This is a genomic window from Tabrizicola piscis (assembly GCF_003940805.1).
GTDB lineage: Bacteria > Pseudomonadota > Alphaproteobacteria > Rhodobacterales > Rhodobacteraceae > Tabrizicola > Tabrizicola piscis.
Genome location: NZ_CP034328.1, coordinates 2,562,643 through 2,586,068 on the forward strand (window position 1 = coordinate 2,562,643; position 23,426 = coordinate 2,586,068).

16 protein-coding genes are annotated in these 23,426 nt (G+C 65.3%); 14 read left to right on the forward strand and 2 right to left on the reverse strand.

The features are described 5' to 3' along the window. Nucleotides 1-96 precede the first annotated feature (96 nt). From EI545_RS12545 to EI545_RS12610, 14 genes are all read left to right on the forward strand, one after another. Nucleotides 97-2,244, forward strand: a complete 2,148-nt coding sequence (locus EI545_RS12545) for a serine/threonine protein kinase (RefSeq protein WP_125325785.1) — start codon at nucleotides 97-99, stop codon at nucleotides 2,242-2,244. Nucleotides 2,245-2,333: 89 nt separating this feature from the next. Next, on the forward strand, nucleotides 2,334-3,485 hold the full coding sequence (locus EI545_RS12550) for a type VI secretion system protein TssA (RefSeq protein WP_125325786.1): 1,152 nt from the start codon (nucleotides 2,334-2,336) through the stop codon (nucleotides 3,483-3,485). 18 nt (nucleotides 3,486-3,503) lie between these two features. Further along, nucleotides 3,504-4,037 carry a type VI secretion system contractile sheath small subunit gene (gene tssB, locus EI545_RS12555; RefSeq protein ID WP_125325787.1) on the forward strand — a complete coding sequence of 178 codons (534 nt, stop codon included), beginning with the start codon at nucleotides 3,504-3,506 and terminating at the stop codon, nucleotides 4,035-4,037. Then, nucleotides 4,037-5,551 carry a type VI secretion system contractile sheath large subunit gene (gene tssC, locus EI545_RS12560; protein WP_125325788.1) on the forward strand — a complete coding sequence of 505 codons (1,515 nt, stop codon included), beginning with the start codon at nucleotides 4,037-4,039 and terminating at the stop codon, nucleotides 5,549-5,551. Before tssB ends, tssC begins: the two co-directional genes overlap by 1 nt. A 124-nt stretch (nucleotides 5,552-5,675) precedes the next feature. After that, the gene (locus tag EI545_RS12565; RefSeq protein ID WP_125325789.1) at nucleotides 5,676-6,167 is read left to right on the forward strand and encodes an Hcp family type VI secretion system effector; all 492 of its coding nucleotides are present in this window, start codon (nucleotides 5,676-5,678) and stop codon (nucleotides 6,165-6,167) included. Between the two features lie 23 nt (nucleotides 6,168-6,190). Then, a complete protein-coding gene (tssE, locus tag EI545_RS12570; RefSeq protein WP_125325790.1) occupies nucleotides 6,191-6,907 on the forward strand; it encodes a type VI secretion system baseplate subunit TssE in 717 nt (238 codons plus the stop codon). 1 nt (nucleotide 6,908) lies between these two features. Further along, a complete protein-coding gene (gene tssF, locus EI545_RS12575) occupies nucleotides 6,909-8,789 on the forward strand; it encodes a type VI secretion system baseplate subunit TssF (RefSeq protein ID WP_125325791.1) in 1,881 nt (626 codons plus the stop codon). Further along, nucleotides 8,753-9,814 carry a type VI secretion system baseplate subunit TssG gene (gene tssG / locus EI545_RS12580; protein ID WP_125325792.1) on the forward strand — a complete coding sequence of 354 codons (1,062 nt, stop codon included), beginning with the start codon at nucleotides 8,753-8,755 and terminating at the stop codon, nucleotides 9,812-9,814. Before tssF ends, tssG begins: the two co-directional genes overlap by 37 nt. Beyond that, on the forward strand, nucleotides 9,811-11,172 hold the full coding sequence (gene tagH, locus EI545_RS12585; RefSeq protein WP_125325793.1) for a type VI secretion system-associated FHA domain protein TagH: 1,362 nt from the start codon (nucleotides 9,811-9,813) through the stop codon (nucleotides 11,170-11,172). The genes tssG and tagH overlap by 4 nt, the downstream gene beginning before the upstream one ends. Then, a complete protein-coding gene (gene tssJ / locus EI545_RS12590) occupies nucleotides 11,169-11,627 on the forward strand; it encodes a type VI secretion system lipoprotein TssJ (protein ID WP_125325794.1) in 459 nt (152 codons plus the stop codon). Before tagH ends, tssJ begins: the two co-directional genes overlap by 4 nt. Nucleotides 11,628-11,652: 25 nt before the next feature. After that, nucleotides 11,653-12,984: a type VI secretion system baseplate subunit TssK gene (tssK, locus tag EI545_RS12595; protein ID WP_125325795.1), complete on the forward strand. Its 1,332-nt coding sequence runs from the start codon at nucleotides 11,653-11,655 to the stop codon at nucleotides 12,982-12,984. 18 nt (nucleotides 12,985-13,002) lie between these two features. Beyond that, entirely contained in the window at nucleotides 13,003-14,415 is a 1,413-nt protein-coding gene (gene tssL / locus EI545_RS12600) for a type VI secretion system protein TssL, long form (protein ID WP_125325796.1), read from the forward strand. Nucleotides 14,416-14,419: 4 nt separating this feature from the next. After that, nucleotides 14,420-17,983 (forward strand): type VI secretion system membrane subunit TssM, encoded by a 3,564-nt coding sequence (tssM, locus tag EI545_RS12605; RefSeq protein WP_125325797.1) that lies wholly within the window; start codon nucleotides 14,420-14,422, stop codon nucleotides 17,981-17,983. After that, a complete protein-coding gene (locus EI545_RS12610) occupies nucleotides 17,983-18,510 on the forward strand; it encodes a TagF domain-containing protein (RefSeq protein ID WP_125325798.1) in 528 nt (175 codons plus the stop codon). Before tssM ends, EI545_RS12610 begins: the two co-directional genes overlap by 1 nt. Here EI545_RS12610 and EI545_RS12615 read toward each other — a convergent pair. Both EI545_RS12615 and EI545_RS12620 read right to left on the reverse strand, forming a co-directional pair. Next, nucleotides 18,482-20,785 carry a type VI secretion system Vgr family protein gene (locus EI545_RS12615; protein ID WP_125325799.1) on the reverse strand — a complete coding sequence of 768 codons (2,304 nt, stop codon included), beginning with the start codon at nucleotides 20,783-20,785 and terminating at the stop codon, nucleotides 18,482-18,484. The genes EI545_RS12610 and EI545_RS12615 overlap by 29 nt on opposite strands. A 132-nt stretch (nucleotides 20,786-20,917) precedes the next feature. Next, nucleotides 20,918-23,425: an ImcF-related family protein gene (locus EI545_RS12620; RefSeq protein ID WP_245989988.1), complete on the reverse strand. Its 2,508-nt coding sequence runs from the start codon at nucleotides 23,423-23,425 to the stop codon at nucleotides 20,918-20,920. Nucleotide 23,426: the final 1 nt, after the last annotated feature.

The following is a 23,426-nucleotide window of genomic DNA, read 5'->3' on the forward strand; positions in this document are numbered from 1 at the left end:
GGGAAATTCGCCCAGACTCAGTCTAGTCTGGAACGATAGATTTTGCGACTGGTTTGAAGGGGCTATCAGGATTTCTGCCCCCAGAGGTTGAAACCGATGATCGACGCATTGCCCGGAGACATCTTCCACCGCGGCCAGATCCTGAACAATACCTACGAGATCGAAGGCGTGCTGGGGCGTGGCGGCACGGGTGAGGTGTACCGCGCGCGAAACCTGATCTCGGGCCGGATCGTTGCGATCAAGGCGTTGAACGCGCAGTTTTCCGGCCAGGATGGCTACATCGAACTGATGAAGCGCGAAGAGCAGATGCGCGACATCCGCGACGATGCGGTGGTGCGCTATACCGAATGTTCGCGCATGGATCAGGGACATGTGTTTCTGGTGATGGACTACATCGCCGGGCCCTCCATCGCCGATGAAATGCTGCGAAGGCGGCTGGAACCGCGTGAGTTGATGATCATCGCGCATCGCGTGGCCGAAGGGCTGGTGGCGGCGCACAAGCAGGGCATCGTCCACCGCGACCTGTCGCCCGACAACATCATCCTGCGCGATGGCAGCCCGGAGAAGGCGACAATCATCGACTTCGGCATTGCCAAGGATACCGGCGAAGGCGCGCGCACGATTGTCGGCAATGATTTTGCGGGCAAGTACGAATACGCCGCGCCCGAACAGATGGAAGGCCGGGCCGAGCCGCGGTCAGATCTCTATGCCTTGGGGGCCTTGTTGCTGGCGGCATGGAAGGGGCAGGTCCCCTTCGCGGGCATGACCCCGGGCGAGATGATCCGCCGCAAACAGGAGCGGCTGGAAACCGGTGGTGTGCCGGAACCCTTGAAAGGCCTGATCGACTGGCTGACCGAACCGGCGCTTGCTGGGCGAGCGCCCTCTGCAGCGGCGGTGGTGGAACAGGTGGGCAAGGCGCTGAAAGGCCCAGCGGTTGAGCGTGGCCGCACTGCGCCGCCGACGAAGGTGACGACGCGGATGGATGCAGCGGCAGGCAGGCGGTCAGGTGGCAGCTTTCTGGCGCTGGTGCTGGTGCTTCTGCTGGCGATGGCTGGGGGTGGGGCCTGGTATGCGGGCCTGCTGCAACCGTTCATTGAACGGCTGACCGAACAGCCCCTGCCGGTCGCCGCGCCCTACACCCTCTCAGCCTCTGCGGGGGGCGGGCTGGCGGCCCCGACACTTGCCGCCCACGCACCCGATGCAGCAGCGGCCGATGCGATCCGCGCGGGCTTTGCCACGCTTGCGGGCCAGCCAGCGGCCGAAGCTGCGGTGACGCTGGCGCAGGGCATGCCCGGGCCAAGCTGGGCAAGTGGTGCGGCGGCGGTCTTTGATGCGGCGCAGGGGCTGGACGGCTGGCAGATTGACCTGTCGGACATGACGGCAAGGATCAGCGGTCTGGCACCGACGCTGGCCGCAGGTGACAAGGCCCGCGCCAATCTGGAAACATGGGCCAACCTGCACAGCTTTGCCTTGGGGCTGGATATTGCGAACGGCCCCCGCATTCTGGCACCGCAGGACGTGCAGGATGTGCTGGACGACATCGCAACCTGCGGCCCGCTGATCCAGGTTGACCCACCCGCGGATGGCTATGCGCTGGGCGCCACGATCACCATCGAAGGCGGCGCGCTGGAGCCTGACTTCAACGCCACGATCAGCACGGCGCTTGCCGGGGTGATCGGCGACCGCAGGGTAGTGACCAGCCTTGATGTGCTGAACCAGAACCTCTGCACGGTGCGCAACGAACTCCCGCCACTACCGTCAAACGCCCTGTCGATCTGGCTGGGGCAGGGCTCCACCGGTCAGGCCAATCTGACCGGCGTCTTCAGGACTGGCGAGAACCCCGTAGTGGATGTCCTGATCCCGGCCAATGTCACGACCGGTCGGTTGTGGGTCATGGTGGTGGACAACACCAACACCGTTTTCAACCTCCTTCCGAATGCCAACTTCGCCGAGACGGACATTACACGGCTTGGCACGGTCGAAGGCAGCACAAGACGGGTCCGGGTCCTGTTCAGCGTTACGGAAAATCAGGCCGACAGCCGCTTGCCAAAGGCCGAAGTGAACCAGGGTGACTATGGCAAGAGCGAGATCATCGCCTTTCTGACCGAAGGCGATCTGTTCGATACACGGCGACCCGGCGACGAAAGCATCGCTTCCTTCGCCGAGGCCCTTGCCACGACATTGGCCGAGCGACCGGGAAACATCGTCGGTTTTGCCTCTCGCATTCTGGAAACCCGACCTTGACCCAGCGACGGTCACGTGTAGGTTGAAAAAAACCTTTTTGTCTGCCAGTCTTTGCTTGGTCTAGCTGTTTTAACTCTAGGCACTTTGATATGGAAATTGCGGCATTCATCGCAACCGCAGACCCGTCGTCTCCCTCAGGGGCAGACCTGCGCAACGATGCCCGTTTTCATGCTATCGAGAACCGACTGGAAGCTGCCTCGCGCCCGGCGCGACTGCGCCTGATCGAAGGTGGCGGCACCGGGGCGGTAGAACTCAACTGGACCGAATTGCTGGAGGACGCTGCCGCTCTGGCACGCAGCGGGCGTGATCTGCGGCTCTTGGTGATCGTGGCCCGGCTTCTGACGAACGAGCGCGGGTTGGCAGGGCTGGCCGAAGGGCTGTCCCTGCTGGGGCAAACCGTGACGCAGTTCTGGGACAGCCTGCACCCGGCACTGCGGGAGGCGGCGACCAAGCGCGAGGCGGCACTGCGACGGATCAATGCGCTTTACCAGCTGGAAAACCCCGATGGCGGCGTGCTGGGTGATCTGGAGTTTGCCACCTTGCTCGCCCCGCGCGGGCTAGGACCGATCACCGGTGGCGATCTGGCCGCAGCGGCGCTGTCGCGGTCTGCCTTCGCGGTCGAAGCGCCCAAAGGACTTGGCGACAAGGAATTGGCCGAACTTCTTGATCGCCATGATGCCCGGCTGAACCGGGTGACGGCTGCCTGCAAGGCCACCGCGGCCGAGCGGCCCGATGAAATGGCGGCGCTCAAGGATGATCTGGCCGCCGCCCGCGCGGGCCTTGCGGCGCTGGAAGCCGCCCTTGCGCCACATGTGACGGAAAACGATGTGGCGGTTCGCTTCGATGCCCTTGGCCGCATGCTGTCCCGCATTGGCCAGACGCTTGAGGCAGGCGGCGTTGCCGCGCCTGCCTCCCCAGCCTTGGCCACCCCTGCCTTGACGGAGGTCCCCGCGATGCCCGCTGATCCCGCCCCTGCACGCGCCGCAAACGGCGCCGGCCCCCCCGCTGGCCAGACCGTAGCCATGCCCGGACAGATCAACACGCGCCGCGATGTCGAGCGCTGCCTTGATCTGGTGATCGATTTTTACGAACGCACCGAACCGTCTTCGCCGATCCCGCATCTGGCACGGCGGATGCGCAAGATGGTGCCAATGAATTTCATGCAGTTGATGGAAGAGATCGCCCCCAGCGGCCTCAAAGAGTTTCGCGGCGTCGCCGGAGTTTTCGAGGAAAAGAAATGAATCTGGAGAGAATGAGCCATGAGTGAAAGCAAGGCAAAAGTCATCGAAAGAAACCGCGCACCGCGCGTTCAGATCGCCTATGACGTCGAACATTACGGGAGCCCGACCACGATCGAACTGCCCTTCGTGATGGGCGTGATGGCTGATCTTGCGGGGTCATCCGAAACCCGCGAAGCGCAGAAAAGCCCCGCAGACCGCGCCTTTGTCGAAGTCGACGCGGGACGGTTTTCCAAGTTCATGGAGGCCCTGTCGCCGCGCGTGAAGGCACGGGTAAAGAACACGCTTCCCGCAGGCGAGGGGGCCGAGGCTGACGAGGAAATGTTCGTCGACCTGTCGTTCAAGTCGATGAGCGATTTCACCCCCGACAAGGTGGCCGAACAGGTGCCTGCCCTCGCCGAACTGATGGCCATGCGCCGCCAGCTTGAGGAGTTGCTGGGCTATATGGACGGCAAGGTGAACGCCGAAAAGCGCATCGCACAACTTCTGGCAAACGAACCCCTGCTGCAGCAGGTGGCCGAAGAAGCGATGAAATCCGAAGGAGGTAAGGCATAATGGCCGACACCGAAAAAGCCAAAGGCGCGGCCGGTGCCGCCGAGGCCCAGGCGATTGATCTGGGAGAGTTTTCGGATCTTCTGGAAAAGGATTTCCGGGTTCGTGAAGACGACAGCGCCAAGCTGAAGAAGCTGGTGCAGAACCTAGCCCTGGCCGCCAAGGAAAAATCCGGGACCGCCACGATTTCCGGCAATGCGGTCAAGTCCATCAAGTCGCTGATCGCGGGGATTGACCAGCTTCTGACGACGCAGATGAACGAGATCCTGCACGCCCCCGAAGTGCGCCAGATGGAGGGGACATGGCGCGGCCTGCACTATCTGGTCAACAACACCGAGACCGACTCCAAGCTGAAGATCCGCGTCCTGAACATCTCGAAAGACCAGCTGGCCGACCAGTTGGAAGATTTCGAAGGCCAGATGTGGGACCAGTCGCCAGCCTTCAAGAAGGTCTATTCCGACGAATACTCGATGTTCGGCGGCGAACCCTTCGGGGCCATCATCGGGGCCTATGAGTTCAGCCACCATCCGCGCGATGTGGGCCTCTTGCGCAATCTTTCCGGCATCTGCGCCTCGGCCCATGCGCCGTTCATCGCGGCGGCGGCACCGCAGTTGTTCCGCATGGAAAGCTGGCAGGAACTGCCCAATCCGCAGGACCTGAAGCAGATCACCTCGTCGCCGGACTATGCCAGCTGGCAATCACTGCGCGAATCCGAAGATGCGCGCTATATCGGCCTAGCGATGCCGCGGGTGCTTGCGCGGCTGCCCTATGGCGCCAATACCGTGCCGGTCAAAGGCTTTGCCTTTGAAGAGGCGATTGACGGCAAGCATGACCACTATGTCTGGATGAACGCGGCCTTCGCGATGGGCGTGAACATCAACCGCAGCCACAAGCTGTATGGCTGGGGCACCCAGATCCGTGGCGTGGAAAGCGGCGGCACTGTCACCAACCTGCCGGTCCATGCCTTCCCGACCGATGACGGAAGCATCGCGATGAAGTGCCCGACCGAAATCGCCATCGACGACCGGCGCGAGGCGGAACTGGCCAAGCTGGGGATGATGCCGATCCTGCACCGCAAGAACACCGATCTTGCGGCCTTTATCGGGGCCCACAGCCTGCAGGATGACGAAGCGCGCGCCGGTCGGCTGGTTGACCCCGACGCGCAGGCGAACGAGCGGCTGTCGGCGAACCTGCCCTATCTGCTGCCGGTCTGCCGCTTTGCTCACTACCTCAAGGCCATCGCGCGCGACAAGATCGGCACGTTCAAGGAGCGCGGCGACATGCAGGTCTGGTTGTCCGAATGGATCAACCGCTACGTTCTTGCCAATACGGCGATGGCCGATGACAAGGCCAAGGCGAAGCGCCCGCTGGCCATGGCCGAAGTGCAGGTGGACAGCGTCGAAGGTCGCCCCGGCTATTACAACGCGCGCTTCTACCTGCGGCCTCACTACCAGCTTGAAGGCATCAACGCGAGCTTGCGGCTCGTGTCGGAACTGCCATCCGTAAAGGGCGTCTGACCGCGCCCCCGCCCACCGGCCCCCGGTGTTTCCGGGGTCCGCAGTTCAATCTTTGCAGACCGCAAGCGCTGTTTGGCGCCCGGGCATTTTCCTTACCGAATTCAACATTTGAAAGGACACGACCATGGCTTTTACCGGGTATCTGAAGATCGAAGGCATCGACGGCGAATCCAAACGTGCCGATCATGAAGGCGAGATCGACTGCTTTGGCATCGAATTCACCGCCAATCAGCAAAGCAGCTCCTCCGTCGGCTCAGGCCGGACGCGGGGCCGCGCCACGCTGAGTGATTTCACCTTCCACAAGTGGATGGATGCCGCATCCCCCTACCTGATGCTGTCCTGCGCCAAGGGCAAATCCTTTGCCGAGATCGTCTTTACGGTGCGCAAGGATTCCGGCGATGCGCATCTGGATTACCTGATCATCACGCTGACCAACTGCATCATCTCGGGCTACAAGATGAACCAGTCAGCCACTGAATCCGCCAACCAGGAGATGATCGCCGAGGAAATCACGGTCAGCTACGAGAAGCTGAACTTCAAGTACGTCGTGCAGGCCGACGACCACTCCAAGGGCGATGAGCACGAGGTCGAATACGATCTGGTTTCGGCCAAGTAGAAAACCGGAAAGGCAGGTCAGACTTGGGCCAGGGTCCGGTCACGGTAACAGCGCGACGAGAGGCGGTTCAACCCAGTCTCTGGGACAGGCTTGTCGACGATCTGCCGGGTCTGGTCAGCGAAACAGATCTTCGGCGCCGCGAAATTGGCGCCGAAATCGGCATGGAACGGCTGGACCAGATGGTGCTGGGCGGGACTCGCACAGTAGAGCAGGCCACAGACCTGGACGAAGGCAAGCGGCGTGAAATCGTGCAGTTTCTGACCCTTCTGGCCCGGCGCGCCTTTCTGGAAGACAGCGGCATCGTCGTCACCGCCGACGTCCTGCGCGAAGCCGTGCGCCGCGATCTGGAGGAACTCTTCGGCATGGAACGCCTGCAGGCCCGGTTCCTGTGGACCGATGCCGAACGCGGCAACACGCCGGACCCCGAAGATGTGCTGGCCGATTATCCGCATGTCAGCCGGTCGGTCCTCAACTACGGCGTCCCGTCCTTTTCAGGCCGCCGCGCCAAGGACTTCGATCCCGAAGTACTGGGCCGCGAACTGCGTGAGGTGGTTGCCAGTTTTGAACCAAGGCTCAAGCGTGACACGATCCGCATCACCGTTGATACCGGCAGCCGTGAGGGGCTGAAGGTCCGCATCGAAGGCGTGTTGATGCTGTCGCCAGTGCCGGAACGGCTGCGGCTGTCGACGACCATCGACCTTGACAATGGTCGCGCCGCAACCCGGATCGAGGACGGCTAAGATGGACCGGGCCTTCCTCAGCTATTACGAGGCTGAACTCGCGCATATCCGCGAGCTGTCGGTGGAGTTTTCGGCGCTGCATCCCACGGTGGCGCGCAACCTGTCGCTGGATGCGGTGCCGTGCCCGGACCCTTATGTAGAACGCTTGCTGGAAGGCGTGGCCTATCTGGCGGCGCGGACACGGCTGAAACTGGACGGTGAAAGCCAGCGCCATGTGCGCGGTATTCTGGATGCGCTGTACCCTGATCTTGCCGGGCCCGCCCCGGCCATGTCCACCGTCGTCCTGCACCCCGGACCGCAGGTCCAGACCATGACCGACGGCCATCTGGTCAAGCGCGGCACACGGCTGGTCGCTGCCTTGCGCGAAGGCGTCTCGACCCGCGCGATCTACACCACGGCACAGGATGTGACGCTGTGGCCAATCGCTCTGGCCTCGGTCGAATATCTGCAGGACCGCGGCGCCCTGTCGGCGGCGGGCGTGCCGGATGCCCAGTTGCAGGGCGCCGAGGCCGGGTTGCGGCTGACCTTCAAGCGGCAGGGGGCAGGGTCACTGGCCGATCTGTCGCTTGACCGGCTGGATCTGGAGTTTTCCGGCGGGCCGCGCGCCGGGGCGATCTTTGACGCGGTCTTTGCCGCCCCCTTGCCGGTGATCGCCCGCCGCGCCGACGCCGTCGCGCGCTTTCTGACCAGCGCTGTCCCCGACCTGATCGGCATCCGCGATGACGAAGCGCTCCTGCCACGCTTGCGGTCGTCGTTCGAAGGCTACCGGCTGATGCGGGAATACTTCCTGATGCCCGAACGGTTCCACGGCCTGCGGCTGACCGGGCTTGGCCCCGCCGTCCGCAGCTGTGGGCCAAAGGGGCTGGAGATCATCCTGCCGATGGGCCGCGCCGCGCCCGCCATCTCGGAAGTGTCGGCCAAGGATTTCCGGCTGTTCGCGACCCCGGTCGTCAACCTGTTCGAAAAGGAATGCAACGTCGTCGAGATGGACCCCCGCTCCACGGCGCATGTGGTTCACCCCGACCGGACCCGCGCGCTGGACTTTGAAATCCACCGCCTTCTGCGCGTCGCCGATGCCGAGGCGGATGGGCCGCAATCCGAACTCGCCTCGCTCTACACGCCCGCTGCGCAATCCGGATCGGGGCTGGTCTACACCACCGAACGCCGCCCCCGCCGCCCCGGCCCCGACGAATTGCGCCGCGGTCAGACCCGGACCAGCTATACCGGGGATGACCTGTTCATCTCCGTCGCGCGGCCTGCCGGGGTGCAGCAGACCCGGCCCCTGCGCCGCCTCGACATCCGCGCGCTGGTGTCGAACCGTGATCTGCCGATCTTCGACGACAACCCGAAGCTGACGCTTGATACCGGTGATCCGGTGGCGCGGGTTGAGCTTTTGTCAGCGATGCGCCGGCCGCGTGGGTCCTTGGTGGCGGGCCTGCCGCAGGTGGGCCGCGATGGCGAGGCGCAGCTTGATGATCTGACGTGGAGGTTGGTCGGGCAGCTATCCCTGAACCACCTTTCGCTGGCAGAGGACCTGAAGGGCGCCGAGCCGCTGCGCGCGATGCTGGACCTTTACGCCGACCGTGGCGACCCTGCGCTGGCGCGGCATGTGCGATCGATCGCGCGCGTCACTTCGCGCCCGGTGATCGAACGGCTGGATCTGCCCGGCCCCCTGTGCCTTGGCCGCGGGATCGAGATCACCCTGCATGTCGACGAAGGCCCCCTGTCGGGCAGCAGCGTGCTGTTGCTGTCTGCCCTGCTGGCCCGGCTTTTCGCCCGGCATGCCAGCATCAATTCCTTTGTCCGCACCAAGACGCGGCTCCAACAGAAACAGGAGGAGGTGGCATGGCCGATGGCCCTGGGCAACCGAGACCTGATCTAGGGTTCCGCAGCCCCGACCCCGAAGAGATCGGCTTTTTCGAGCTTCTGCGCCGGTTGGAGCGTGAGGGTCTGCGCTTTGGCAGGTCCGGCGGGCCGGGGACCGAACCCGCCCGTCTGGGCCAGCGGGCGCGTCTTGCCATGGCCACGCGCGACATCGCTGGGTTCGCCCCGCCCGGCGACCGGACGCCCGCGCAGGTTGATGTCGAGGTGCTTGGCCTTTTCGGCCCCGAAGGTGCCATGCCCCTGCACATGACGCGCTGGATCATGGCCCGCCAATCGGAACGGTGGTTCACGGCGGCCAACAGTGCCGGGCAAGGCCGGGTTACGGCCGACACCACGTTTCTTGATTTCTGCAACATGCTGCAGCACCGCCACCTTGCGCTTTACTGGCGCGCTTGGGCCGATCAGCACCCGGAAGTCGGGGTTGAGCATTCAGGCGGTGGCAAGGTCTCGGCGATGCTGAAGACGCTGGCAGGGGTGGGCAGCCCGGCCTATCGGGCTGCGGTCAGCCGGGGCGGTGATCCTGACCTGCCGCTGCGGCAGGCCACATCGCTGGGCCAACAGGTCAACCGCGCGGAGCGGTTGACCGATTATCTCGCTGACTATCTGCAGGTGCCCGTGCGATTGGAGGAATTCGTCGGGCATTGGCTTGAGATACCGCAAGCCCTGCAGACCCGGCTGGGAAAGGTCTACCATGGGCTTGGCCGTGGGGCCGTCGTGGGCGCGCGGGTATTCCAGCGTCAGGATCGGGCCGAACTGCGGCTGGGACCGCTCAGCCTGCCGCGCTATCTGACGCTGACGTCGGACAAGGCCGTGCTCGGTGCCCTGCGCCGCGCCATCCGCTTTGTCGCGGGCGCGGACATCACCTACGACCTGCGGCTGGTGCTTGCGCGCGCCGAGGTGCCAGAGCCGCGCCTTGGCCACTGTGCGCTGGGCCGCACCACCTGGCTGGGCCGTCCGCCCCGGCAGGATGCCGACGACTTTGCCCTGCGCGGCTTTTCCGCCAAGGCGGAGGCCGTGCCATGACCCTGCGCCTGATCCTTGAAACCGCACCGCACCCGCAAGCAAGGTCCGAGTTTCGACTGGCCGATGGTCAGGTCACCATCGGGCGGGGTGACGACTGCGACTGGAAGATCGACGACCCGCAGATGTTCGTCTCGCGCAGGCATTGCGTGATCGTGGGCGCAGGCGGGCAGTACCGGGTGACGGATGAAAGCCGTGGCGGCGTGTTTGTCGATACCGCCACAGCGCCGCTTGGCACCGGGGTCACGGCTCCTTTGCACCCGGGCATGCGGCTTCGTCTGGGCGATTTCGTGATCCGGGCCGAGTTGGAGGGGGCGGCAGCGACCCCCGCGAACACGGCCGCAAAGCCCGGCATCTTTGGCGATGACTTCTTCACCCCACGCCCCGAGGCCCCGCCACCCCCACGCCCGGCCGGTCTGCCAGACCCGTTCGAGGCACCCCGACAGCCTGCTGCAGCAGCCCCGATGGCGGAACCGAAGCCTGCGCCGCCTGTGTTCTTCGACGACCCGTTCTCGATGGACCATGGCTCGCGGGCTGTCGCACCGGCGGACCTTCCGACGGCTGCCCGGACCAACGATGCAGTCAGCCCAGTGACGGGCGGCTTCGACTTCGGCGATTTCGGGTTGCCCGAAGACCTTTCCGCGCCAGCAGCCCCACCCGCCCGCGATTCCTTTGCAGCAGCCTTGCCGCCGCTGGCGGTCCCAACGCCCTCGCCCTCTGCCCCCGCGCCACAGCAACCCCCCCCGCTTGCCAGCCAACCGCAACCGCCCACCAACGCCGATCCCGCCGTGGTCGCAGCGTTTCTGCGCGGCCTTGGCATCGACTCTCCCCCCGGTTTTCGCGGCACCCCAGACGAGGTCGAGGCGCTGGGCCGTCGCTACCGACTGATGACGGAAGGATTGGTCCAGCTACTGCGGATGCGGGCACAGGAAAAGGGTAGCGCCCGGGTGGCTCAGACGGTGATCGGTGCTGCCAATGTGAACCCGCTGAAGTACATTGTCGGCACGGATGAGGCTGTGGCCGCCGTCGTGGCCCCCAAGGGCGCGGGCTATCTTGATCCGGACGCCGCGATTGCCGCCGCATTGCATGACCTCATGGACCATCACGCCCGGTCATGGACCGGCGTTCAAGCCGCGCTGCGCCGCATGGTCGACCGTTTTGACCCCTCCCTTTTCGAAGCCGAGGTCGAAGACGTCGGCATGTTGAAGGCGCTCGTGGCAGGCAGCCGTTCGGCCCGCCTTTGGCAGCTTTACGCAGACCGATACCGCGAAATCGCCAAGGCTGCGGAAGACCGGTTCCTTGGCGAAGTCGGCGCGGATTTCAGAGAAGCCTATGAAAATGAGACCCGAAAGGACAAATGATGGAACGTCGTGAATTTCTGATCGGAACGCTGGGACTTGGTGCCCTGGGCCTGTCTGGCTGCGCGCCCTCAGGCCCCGGAGTCGTGACGGTGGTGGCGCAGGGCACCGCAGGCATGAACCCCGGCCCTGATGGCGGGGATCGCCCCCTGACCCTGCAGATTGTGCAGATGCGCAGTGCGGGGGCCTTTGACGGGGCCGATTTCTTTGCCCTGCAGAATCCTCAAGGCGCCTTGGGGGGCGAGTTCATCAAGGCCGACCAGATCGCCCTGACACCGGGGGCGGCCAAGACCCTGACAATCGGGCTGGATGCGGGGACGACGGTGATCGGGGTGATCGCGGGCTTCCGTGACCCGGCCGGCAAGGTGTTTCGCGCCAAGGCCAGCGTGTCGGCCACCGAAAGCGTCACCTTCAGCGTCGAAGTCAGCCGCTCGGGCGTGAAGCTGCGCGCGGCATGAAGCGCGGTTTGGGCAGGAGAACGGGATGACGGGCACAAACAGGGTCGTGTGGTCCGAGGGGCTGTTCTTGCGGACCCAGCATTTCCAGCAGCAGGACCGGCACGCCGACACGCTGATGCGGGCCGCCTTGCAGACGGCAGCGCATCAGCCCTACGGCTTTTCCCGTCTGGAACTGGACCGCGCGGGCCTTGATGCCGGGCAAGTGGCGATCCGCAGTGCCGAAGGGCTGTTTCCCGATGGCACGCCGTTCTCGATTCCCGAAACCGCTGCCCCGCCGCCGCCCGTGCCGATTGCTGCGGGGGCGGCGGGCCTTGCCCATCTGGCCGTGGCCGTGGAACAGCCGGGGGTCGCCACGATGGACCCGTCGCATGCCGAGCCGTCAGGTGCGCGCTACCGGGGTGAGATCGTTCAGGTCCGCGACACAGTGCGCAACGGTGCCGACCCGGCTGATGTCGAGGTGGCCCGCCTTGCCCTGCGCCTGCTGGCCCCGGGGGAAGCAACGGCGGGTTTCGTGACCCTGCCGGTCGCCCAGATCGAAGGGCAGCGCGCCGACGGGTCAGTCGCCATTCCAGATGGCGACCTGCCCCCCGCGCTGACCATCGCGGCGCTGCCCTGGTATGCCGGGTTCCTCAAAGAGGTGGTGACCGGCCTTGACCGCATCGCCGAGGCGCATGGCGCGCTGGTGCTTGGCGGGGCGGGGCGGTCGATTGAAAACCTGCTGATCCTTGAACTGGCCAATACCGCACGGCCCCGCTTTGCGCATCTGCTGGCGCAGAATCTGATCCACCCTTGCGCGCTGTATGAGGATCTGGTGGCGCTGGCCGGGCGGATGGCGACCTACGGGTCCTCCTCGCGCCGGTTGTCGGACTTGCCGGTCTACGATCACCGCGCGGCCTCTGCCGCCTTTGGCCCGCTGGCCGACACCCTGCGCAGCCTGATGCTCTCGCTTCGCCATGTCGAACCGAAGTCGCGCGCCTTGCCGGTGGCCCGCCACAGCCAGAATGTCTGGAAGGTGCGCATCGACAACCCCGAGATCCTGAAGACCAGCCGGATCGTGCTGCGCGTGGGCTCGACCCTGTCGGAAGAAAGCCTGCGCAAGCTGTTCGTCGATCAGGCCACGGTCGGCGCAGCGGATGCGTTCGAATCCCTGTGGAAATCGCGGCTGCCGGGGATCGCGCTGAAACCCCTGCATTCGCAGCCGCGTGAAATCCCCTATGATGGCGAAAGGCTGTGTCTGGAACTGAACCAGAAATCCGAACACTGGGCACAACTTTTGACCGCGCCCGGGTTCGTCATCGGCATTTCGGGGCAACTGGAAAGCGAACCGCAGATCGACTGCTACGCGGTCAGCAGGTGACAGGGATGAGCCGCACAGATGAGTGACAAGGACGATCCCTTTGGCTTGTCATCGGATGCCGGGCGGACCCGCATCCGCCCGGTGTCTGGCGCTGGGCAGCGGCCCGCCTCGCCGCCAACCTACGGTGCGGCCTCGGGTGGGGCCTTCGGCAGCTTTGGTGGTGGTGCCTTTGGCAGCGGCGCGCCGCCCTCTGGCCCGGTGCGACCACGCGGCCAGCGCCCGCACGCCAACCCCCTGATCGCAGCCTTCGCCCCCCTGTTGGAGATCGCCCCGGAACTGGAACGTGCCGCCCCCCCCGGCCAGCCGGACGTGCTGCGCCAACGCCTTCAAGGCAGCCTGATCGACGCACGCGACGCCGCCGTAGCCTTGGGCCAGCCCTTGACCCGCGCCAATCAGGGCGCGTGGTTCGTGGCGGCACTGATTGACGACATCGCCCTGAACACGCCCTGGGGCGGCCACAGCGACTGGCCTCGCCAGCCGCTGGTGACAGCCCTTTCGGGCGAGGTTGATGCCGGGACCCGGTTCTATCGCCATCTGGAGGACCTTGTCGCCCACCCCACCCGCGACCCCGACCTGCTGGAACTGGCCTATACCTGCCTTGGCCTTGGCTTTCGCGGCCAGTACCGCCTGCAAGCCGCCGCGGGAGAGGCCTCGATCACCGCGATGCGCGGGCAGATCGCGCGCCTGTTGCGCAACGTTGAAACACTGGCCGCCCCGCTGTCGCCGCATGCCGACGGGGTGAAGGTGCCCGACACGCCGCGCCGCTTTGCGGTGCCGATCTGGACGGTCTGGCTGGTGGCGGCCGCGCTGGGTGCCGGAATTTACACTTTGTTGTCCCTGCAATTGGGCAACAAGGCCGAACAGCTTTTCGTCTCGGCTGCAGCACTGCCTCCGGCTGAACGGGCAGGCGTCTTTCGTCCGGTCCGCGACACTGCGGTGCTGACCGAACCCGTCATTCCGGTCGAACCGGTGATCTTTGAACTTCTACCGCTGTTCCAGGCCGCCGCCCCCGCAGACACCGCTTCCGCGCTGACCGGGCGCGAGGATGTGTCCTTGGCCGTGCTGGTGGTGCAGGGCACCGCGCCCGAGCTTTTTCGCAGCGCCAAAGCCGATGTGAATACCGAATACGCGCCGCTGATCGCCTCCATCGCCAAGGTGATCGGTGAAAATGCCGAAGTCACCGGCCGCGTCACCGTGATCGGGCATACCGATTCAGTCCCCGTGCAATCATCGAACCCTTTCCAGTCGAACCAGGGGCTTAGCGAAGCCCGCGCCGCCACCATCGCTGAAATTCTGGTCGCTGCCGGGGTGCCCGCCGACAATGTCGCCTTCGAAGGCCGCGCCGATACCGAACCCGTGGGGGACAATGCCACGACAGAGGGTCGTGCCCAGAACCGGCGGATCGAGATCAAGATCGAAAAGAGGCTTTGACGCGATGTTCCGGCTGATCAAATCAATCCTGCGCTTCCTGATCTCGCGCAAGCTGTGGACGACGATCGGGATCATCCTGCTTTGCGCGCTGATCTGGCAGTTCGGGCCGCTTCTGGCCTTTGGTGACCTGCACCCGCTTGACAGCGAACTGAACCGGCTGATCGCCATCGGGGTGGTGCTGATCCTGTGGCTGTTTTCCCATCTCCTCGCGCAGCTGCGGGCGGCGCGGAAGAACCGGATGTTCGTGACCGACCTCGCCGCCCCGCCGGTGCAAGCCGCCGCCAAGCCGGGCGAGGGGAACCTTGCGGCGATCAATACCAAGTTCCAAGACATCCTTTCCCAGATGAAGAAGTCAAAGCTGGGCGCGAAGAAATTCCTGCGCGAGATGCCGTGGTACGTCATCATCGGCCCACCCGGCACCGGCAAGACGACGGCGCTGAAACAATCCGGTCTGCATTTTCCCATCGACCTCTCGGATGATATCAAGGGCGTCGGCGGCACCCGCAATTGCGACTGGTTCTTCACCGATACCGCCGTGCTGGTGGACACCGCCGGGCGCTACGTCGAACAGGCCAGCGACCCCGAGATTGACGCTGCGGAATGGGGCGGCTTCCTTGCGCTGTTGAAAAAGCACCGCGGCAAGCGGGCCTTGAACGGGGTGATCGTCACCTTGTCCATGCAAGAGCTTCTGGGTGACGAGGACGCGCTGAAAGCGCATGGCAAGACCATCCGCAAGCGCCTTGCAGACCTGCGCGAACGGCTGCAGATCCAGCTGCCGGTCTATCTGATGATCACCAAGGCCGACCTTGTGCCGGGGTTCGAACCCTTCTTCGCCGACCTCACCAGCCGCGACCGTGAACAGGTCTGGGGCGCTACCCTGCCCACCGATGCCCGCGCCGAACCGACAGCCATCGCCCGTGAATTGCGGGGGCTGCTCAGCCGCCTTGAAACCCGGCTGTCCGCACGGCTGTCCGAAGATGCGGCCCTTGGCTGGCGGGCCGAGGTGTTCCGCTTTCCCGCTCAGATGGAGCGGGTGGAAGCGCCGCTGAAGACGCTGGTGGAAACCGTGTTCGGCGAAAGCCGCTATGAAGACGCGCCTTGGCTGCGCGGGTTCTACTTCACATCGGCCGCGCAGGAAGGCAGCCCGATTGACCGGATGCTGGGCGACATGGCGGCGTCCTACGGGTTGCGGACCGAACCGCCGCCGCGTCGGGCGGCCAGCGACTACCGCAGCTATTTCCTGCACGACATGCTGGCGGGCGTGATCTTTCCCGAGGCGGGGTTGGGCCAGTTCGACCGCGCCGCCGAAGAGCGCCGGGTCTGGATCTGGCGCGGGTCGGTCGCCGCGGCGGCGCTGGCCTGCACGCTGGCGGGACTGGCGTTTCTCTATTCCTTCCTCAACCAGTCCGGCACCATCGCCGATCAGGCGCGGCTGACTGCGGACCTGTCACAGCGGCTGGCCAATATCGCGGCCCGGCAGGCGCCGACCGACCCCCTTGATCTGGACATCGCCCTAGATGCCATGACCGAGATCGAGACGGCCCGCAGCCCGCTGACCGCTGGCATCCTGACCGTCGCCGGACCCTCGGCCCGGACTGACCTTACCCGCGCCCAGAAGATCGCCTATGACCACGGCCTGAAGACCATTCTGGAACCCCGCATGGTCGCCCTTCTGGAGGCGACGATGTGGCGCGAGATCCGCAACCCCGAATTCCTGCTGGGCGCGCTGAAATCCTACCACATGCTGACCGGCAAGGCCCCCTACGACCGCGATTTCCTGACCTTCTGGTGGACGGAAAAACTGCCCGAAAGCGCACCGATTCCACCCTTCCCGACCGAAGCCGCGCTGGCCCACCAGCTTGCTGCCATCGAACGCGCCAGCGGGGATGAGGCCGCCGACCGCATCGCGCCCGATGACATGCTGGTGTCCAAGGCGCTGGAGGCTATCTGCACGGTCCCCCTGTCGGTGCGGGCCTATAACAGCCTGACCGGAAACCCGGCGGTGACCAGCCTGCCCGAGTGGATCCCGGCGGAAACCGCTGGCCCGAACGCCACCAAGGTGCTGACGCGCCTGTCGGGCAAGACCCTGCGGATCGGCCTGCCCGGTGCCTATACCTATCAGGGGTTCCACACCGTGATCCTGCCACTGATCCCCGAAGTCGCGGCCGAGGCGGCGCTGGATCGCGCGGTCTTTGCCGGGGGCTGTGCGGAAAGCAGCGACACCTCCGTCGCCACGCTTGAGGTGGATATCCTCAAACTCTACTCGGATGATTTCATCGCGCAGTGGGATGGTCTTCTGCGTGACGTGCGGTTGGCACCGATCACCGATCTGTCGGTAGCCACGGCCAATCTCAAGGACCTTGCCAGTGCCGACAGCACGCTGAAACGCCTTTTGCGCGCTGTGGTGACCGAGACTGACCTGACCGCCGTCCCCCCTGAACCGGAGGAGGGCGCGGATGCGACGGGCGGCATCGTCAAGGCGGCCACGAAGAAGCTGGGCAAACTGGGGGCGCTGGTGTCCAAGGGCGCCAAGACGGCGGACAAGATCGGGCTTGGCGGCAATGACTCCGGCCCGCCCGCTGACCCGCCGGGCACTGTCGTGGCCGCGCATTTCGCCCCCCTGAAGGCCACCATAACCGAGGTGGACGGCAATCCCCCGCTGATCACCGACGCCGAAACCGCGCTTGGGGCGCTGGCCAATGAACTGCAGACCGTGGCCGCCAGCCCCGACCCCGAGGCAGCGTTGCTGGCCCGGGGTGGCCTGCCACAACTGACGGGGCAACTGGCCAACGTGGCGGCCGCGCTGCCCGACCCGGTGGATGACTGGCTGACGGGTCTTGCAGGCGACACGATCAGCGTCACGCGTGAGGCTGTCGTGGCGCAGCTGAACGCGCGCTGGAAGGCGGATGTGCTGCCCTTCTGCACCAACGCCACTGCCGGGCGCTACCCGTTCGAGGCTGGCTCCGCGATTGATGTGAACACCGCCGATTTCCAGCGCCTGTTTGGCCCAGGCGGGTTGATCGACACCTTCACCAACACCCACCTGATCCAGTATGTTGATACCACGGTCCGGCCATGGGTCTGGCGCGCCGATTTCGGACTACCCGCCGCCAGCCTGCAACCCCTTGAACAGGCGCGCAGCATCCGCGACGGCCTTTTCCCCGGGGGGGCCGGACCGATCATGGCCTTCGCGCTGGAGCCAAAGGACCTGTCCGCCAATTCCAGCCGCGTAACCCTGAACGTCGACGGGCAAACGCTGGTCTACTTCAACTCGGCCCCGCGACCGATGGCGATGACCTGGCCGGGCAAGGATGGCACGAACCTGATCTCGCTGGCCTTCACGCCGGTCGATGGCACGGGCGAGGTGATGGCCTCGGAATCCGGGGCCTGGGCCTGGCTGCGGCTGATCCGCAAGGGCAACCTTGCCAAGACAAGCCTGCCGGAACTGTTCAACCTGACGCTGTCCGCCGGCGGACATTCAGCCACGTTCGAACTGCGCGCAGCCTCGGTTGAGAATCCGTTTGACCTGAGCATGTTCGGCAACTTCCGCTGCCCGCAGGGCTTCTGATGGCTGATCCTGCGTCTGCACAGGGCGTGATCACGGGCTTTCACGGCAAGCTGCCCACGGCAGGGGATTTCGTGACTCGTGGCTTGCCGACCGGACTTGCCGCCTTCTGGGACGGCTGGGCCGCGCGGCATCTGGCAAGGCGGACCGGCTGGCCGTACGGCGGCCTGCGGCTTCGGCTGGTGTCGGGCGGCAGGGTGGCGGCTGGCGTCGCGGTGCCGGGGACCGACCGGGTGGGGCGGCGGTTTCCGCTGGCGGCCTTCGTCATCGCGCCCAAGCTGCCCGCGCCCGAAGGTTTGACGGACTGGTGCGATGCGGCGGGGGCGCTGCTGGTCACGGCGGGGCAAGGGGCCATGACCCCCGATGACCTGCTTGACCAGCTTGAGGCGCTGCCGCCCCCCACCGGCGACGGGCAGGGTGCCACGATGCAGCTTTGGCAGGCCGGGGGGCCCCCAATGGACTGCGATCCGGCTGACTGCGAGCCGGTTCTGAAAAGCCTTTTCAGTTGTTCAGAATCTTCGAACCCTTGACGATCACTTCCCCCGACGCCTTGACGTTGATCTTGCCCGACCCCTTGATCGTGATGTCCTTGCCTTCGATGTTGATGGTCCCATCCTTCTTCATCGAAATCGAGGCGGACCCCGTTTTCAGCACGATGGCATCGGCGGCTTCGATGGTGACGGTCTTCCCCGCCTTGATCCCCATGGCCCCCGCAATGTCGTGCAGCGCGTCCTTGCCCACCTTCGTCGCCTGCGATCCCCCCACCTCAGTCGCCTGATCCTTGGCGACCTTGACCGTCATCCCGCCGCCAATGGTCATCGACTGGTTCGCTCCAATGGTGACCGACTGGTTGGACCCGATGGTCCAGCTGTCATCGCTGCCGATGGTATGGGTCTGGTCGCTGCCCACAGTCACCACGCGGCTGGCGCCGATGGTGTTGACCTGCTCGGCCCCGACACTGCGGATTTCTGCCGCCCCCACGGTATCAGTCCGCATCGCGCCCACGGTGATCGTCTGAGTGATGGCGACAGTCTGACTGTGGTTGGCACCAATGGTTTCATCTGAATTCGCGCCGATGCTGATCGTCTCATTCGACCCCACCGTCAGCGACCGGTTCGAACCGACCGTCTCATCGTCATTCACCCCGATGCTGACCGTGCGGTTGTTGCCCACCGACACAGACTTGTCATTGGCCACGCTTTCGGTGCGGTTGTGCCCGATGGACTGGGTGCCGTCATGGCCGACGTCTTCGACCCAATCGTTACCGATGGTGCGGGTTTCGTTGTTCTTGACCAGTTCGACATGGTCCTTCTCGGCCTGAAAGTAGACCTCCTCCGCCCCGGCCTTGTCCTCAAATCGAAGCTCGTTGAACCCGCCGGATGATGGGGTCGACCAGCTTTTCCAGCCGGACTGGCTGGCATTGCCCGGCAGACCGTACGGCACGGTGTTCTGGCCGTTGTAGACCCGCCCGGTGATGATCGGCTGATCCGGGTCGCCTTCCAGAAAGTCGACGATCACCTCATGCCCGATGCGCGGGATCTGGATGAACCCCCAGCCCGCCCCGGCCCATGCCGCCGACACGCGCACGAAGCAGGACGAGTTTTCGTCGCTTCCATCCAGCCGGTCCCAGTGGAAATGCACCTTCACGCGGGAATATTCATCGCAGAAGATTTCCGCCCCAGAGGGTCCGACAACCATGGCCGTCTGCGGCCCGGCCATGCGCGGCTTTGGGGTGATGCGGGGGGGGCGGAACGGCACGCTGGCGGGTGACAGTTCCATCGTGACCTCATAGCCCGACCCATCACGCGACTGGCCCGCGCGCAACTCTTCGTCCCACATCACATAGGTCGCACCGATCACCAGATAGGCGATGTTTTCGGCCTCACGCGGGAAAAGCTCCAGCGTGAAACTGTGGCCTGACCACAGTTGCCGCGCAGTGCCCTTCGCCGTCACCCGGTGCTGATCGGCCTGCAATTCGTGCAACCGCCGCTCGGTGATCTTTTGCCCGGGGTCCAGCTCGATATAGCGACCGGGGTAATGATAGACCTCGGCCTTGTCGTCCTTATGTCCGACGGGGGCCGAGGTCAGGGCCGTAAGATCGAAGGTGGGCTTGACGAAATCATAGTCCGTCGCCGTGAACTTGCCGGTTCGCACCTGCGCCTTTGGAACCCAATGGGTGATGAAATCGCCATCGCGAAAGCTGACGCGGCTGTCGGGTTCATAGGGAACCTTCTCACTCCCACTCGCCGGTTCCAGCGCCTCATTCGTGTCCGAGATCATCAGGGTATGGCCGTCTTCGGCATGGGTGAAGTGGTAGAAGATGCCGTCATCCTCCATCAGCCGCTGCACGAAGTGAAGGTCGCTTTCCCCGTATTGCACGCAGTATTCGCGCTTGTCGTACTTGCCCCGCAGGGCCAGCTTGAACTTGGCGTCGGGATAGGCCTTGAACACCTCTTCCACGATGTCCGGGGTGCTTTTGCCCTGAAAGATGCGGTTGTCGCTGTCCAGCGACAGAAACCACAGCCAGGGCCGCAGGGTCATGCGGAAGAACGCCAGATCATCGCGGATCTCTTCCAGCGCGAAATCCGCAACGATCCCGTGAAAGTGGCGCGGCGTATCGCCCTTGACGGTGATCACCGCGGGCGTGCCCAGCACAGCCAGCGGTTTGAGGTCCATGTCCTTGCACGAGATCAGCAGCGAATAGGCGAAGGGCGTGGAAATCCGGTCCGCGCCCTCCATCCGCGCAAAGAAGATTTCGGCGTCGATCGCGGGAATGGAAATGTTGATATCGCGGTCAGCTGTCACGGGGGCCATCCTTGGATGAACGGAGCAGTTGAAAAGGTCGTCTCGGAAAATGCTGGGTCAAAGTATAGCGCCAATTGATGAACTTGGCGCGTAGGAAGTTCCATCGCGGGGCCGGCAAAGCCCATGGTGAAGCTACAGCACCGCCGGACAGGCAAAGCCCTGCATCAGCTTGCGCAGGGCCAAGGGGTTCTGCGGTCGGTCAAACACGATCTCAAGAAACAGCCGAGACTGATCGGCCCGCAGATCGACCAGAAATCGCTTGCCCCCATCACGGTCGCGCAAGCGCAACGGGGCCAGCAGCCGCAGTAGGCCCCAGTATCCCGGCTGGGTCAGCCGCGCCTCGCCGTCACCCGCGTTGAAGGTCACCTCGATCCCGGCCTGGGGCTGTGCTCCGGGCCATGCCAGAACAAGGCTGTCCGTCGTGGCCTCGACCGGACCTCCCGCGCCGCCAAGGCTTACAAAGGCGCGGCCGCGTTCCGCCAGGGCAGAGAGGGTCAGTTCCAGCCCGGGCTGGCCGCCTGACGCCCCCGCGGGGTACAGACCCGCGCCAATCTCGGTCGCGCGTTGCAGGTAGACGGCGCTTTCCTGAGTCAATCCCTCGAACAGCGCTTCGGGTTTCCAGCGCCATGGGGTGTCGGTCATGTCCAGCATCTGGACCGCGCGCCCCTTGACGAAGCGGTCCACCAGCCCGCCGGGCGCCAGCAGTCGGGCGATCTGATCGGGGTCGGCATCCGCACCCTCGGCAAAGGGAAACCGGTTTGCGGTGACAGCCATGCAGGTTTCCAGCACCTCGGTCTGCCAGACCCGTGTCAGGTCATTCGACATCAGGTCCGCATGCGCGGCACCGGTCTGGGCCAGCGTATCCTCAACCAGTTGCACCACCACCTTCGGAGCCACCCCAAGCGCCGCCACCGAAGCCGCGCGGTCCTGCACGCTCATCAACCGGCTTTGCCCTTTCTCGCCCTCACGGTCCTGCGCAGCAAGCGCCACGTTCAGCCCGGCGAACAGCGTGGCGATGGCCTGCATCTGCCCCGCTTCAACATACTGGATCATCGGGCCAAAGACGGCGGCGACCCTCAGTTGCTGGGGGTGGGTGCGGCGGCGGTCGGTGCCACCCGCCTGCACCCAGACCTCACGCAAAAGCCCCTCAAGCGGCGACGCCCGCCGCGCCAGTTCGCCCGAGATGCGGACCGAGGTTTCCGGTGTCACAAAGGCGCGCACCCGCAGATCGGCCAGATAGTCCGACCATTGCGCCAGCGTGTCGTCTTGCAGGCGGTCCATCAGCACGTCAGGTGTGTCGTTCTGCGGTGCGGGCGGGGTCGAGAACATCCGCGCCGCCTGTTCGCGCGCCGACTGGACCGCCAGCCCCGCGCCAAAGTCGCGCGCATGGTCCCAACCGGCTTGGGTGAACAGGCCGGGCATCGGCTGGTCCATGCCCAGCCCCGATTTCCGTGTCAGGATGACCGAAAGGCCTGGCACCGCGACGTCAGGATACCAGCCCGGCAGCGCCACCACCGCAGCAGAGCGGCGGAGTTCCAGATAGGCGCGGTCCGGCTCTGCGGCTTCGGCAGCAATGCTGCGGGCCTGCGCCAGCAGTTCAGCGTCCGGTGGTGGGGGAGGGGCAGACAAGGGTTGCAACCGCAAGACATGCAGGGAAAGGCCCTGCAACTCCGGATCGGCCCCCGCCCGGTCCGCCGCCCAACCTGCCAGCCAGGCCGGTTGCCAATCGGGCGCTTGATCAGGCTGATCCGGCACACCCGCGCCCGCCAGTACCGACCATGCGCGCACGGTGTCATAGGCGGCGGCGGGCTCGCCTTCCGATGCTAAAGCCTCGTCAATCCCTGCGGCCAGCACCCCCGGCAAATGCCGCTGCAGGGCGGCCTGATAGGTCGCCTCGGCCATGTCCCCGGCGTCATAGCCCAGCAGCCCGGCAAACAGGTTCACCGGTGCCTTTTCGCGGGCGGTTGCCGTGCTGCGCGCCTCGGCCGCCAGATCGTCCAGCCGTCGTGCGAGGTCGGGGAAGGGGCCATCGCGGTCCAGACCGATGCTCAGCGCGCGCGCGGCAAATGTCGCCCCAAGGTCGCGGTGGAAACGGTATTCGACCAGTGCCGCCCACCCAACCACCGCAAGCAGAAAGCCGATCGCCAGCACCACAAGAATCCCCGTCCAGCCCGCCGCTACGGGCGAGGTGTCAAAGGCCCGGCGGCGATTGTCCAGCCGCAGCAGGCAGTCGGCGACAAAGGCTGCCGTCCCGGCATGGTCAGGCCGCCCCTCGGCGCGCCTGAGGTATTCGTCCAGATCGGCGGAGGAGACTTCACGCCCTTCGAAGATCAGCCGCCGCGCCTCCGCCCCCCATAGCGCCACGTCGATGGCCCCGTTGTCGCGCGCCTTCTGGTCAAGGATCAGCGCAAGCGCCGCGCGGGCAGGGGGAACGGCCGCGCCGGGGATACCAGCGCGCTGCAAGCCGGTGGCAAAGCGATCCAGCAGGGTCGCGGCGTGGCGCAACAGGTCTGACTGTCGTTCACCGGTGACCGACGCAAGCCGGTCGGCATAGGCCAGTACCGGTTCGGCCAGCCGCGCGATCATGGCATCCGGGGCTGCCGGTCTGCCTGCCGTATCCGCCCCCGTCGACCGCACCATC